We start from the raw sequence: 717 nt of genomic DNA, 5'->3' as shown, positions 1-717 counted from the left end.
GATCGGCCGTTTCCACATCGAAGGGATTCGAACTCACCGCCACTGCCGGATCGACGCCGATGAACGAGCCCGAAGTCACCCCATCCTGCACCGCGAGCGACAATCGATCCGCCGTGGCAAAGGTTTCGTTGTCCCGATCTTCCAACGCATAACCGGGCACATTGACGATCGTCCAAGTGCGCACGTATGGAGCGGCCATCGCGTTATCAAGCTTGTCACGCAGGGCGCTTGAGACCGTGAAACGGTAGTCGCCCGGCTGCATCGGTCCGTCCGGCAGTCCATAGGAATTCCTCAGTCCGGAGCTGTAGTTACCGGGCACGACGGTGTAGCTTTCATCGTCAGCCGTGTCGAAGAGACCGTCCTCACCCGCCGATACCAACTCGTAGTTCGCGGCATCCCTCACGGTCGCCGAGAGCATGTCTTCGCTGAAATCCAGTGAGAATGAGGAACCGAAGAAGTTCGCCTCGGCGGCTTCCGTTGGCAGCGTGTCGGAAACGATCGCGGGCGGGACGGTGTCGATCAGACCGATATCGAGGAAATACTCGGCTAGCAGGCCGCGGCTGGCAGTGTCGCCCGTCACTCGCAGGTAATAGGTCGATTCATCACCCGACCCAAGGTCGTGGCTGAAGCTCGTGCCGGCCTGGCTGGAGACTTCCACGGTGCCGGTCTTGAACAAGGTCACGGTCGGAGTCAGCGTGGAGGTCGTGGGCAGGCGCA

Annotated in this window: 1 protein-coding gene; it reads right to left on the bottom strand. The window is 60.9% G+C overall.

Annotation, left to right across the window (positions count from 1 at the left end; all coding sequences use genetic code 11):
• Positions 1-717 (bottom strand): Ig-like domain-containing domain (locus ACFQY0_RS21245; RefSeq protein WP_379717081.1); only part of this gene is annotated, 717 nt, incomplete at both ends.

The sequence above is a fragment of the Haloferula chungangensis genome (assembly GCF_042664875.1).
Lineage (GTDB): Bacteria > Verrucomicrobiota > Verrucomicrobiia > Verrucomicrobiales > Akkermansiaceae > Haloferula > Haloferula chungangensis.
The sequence above is the reverse complement of the archived record's forward strand: the minus strand, read 5'-3'. Positions and strand labels throughout refer to the sequence as shown.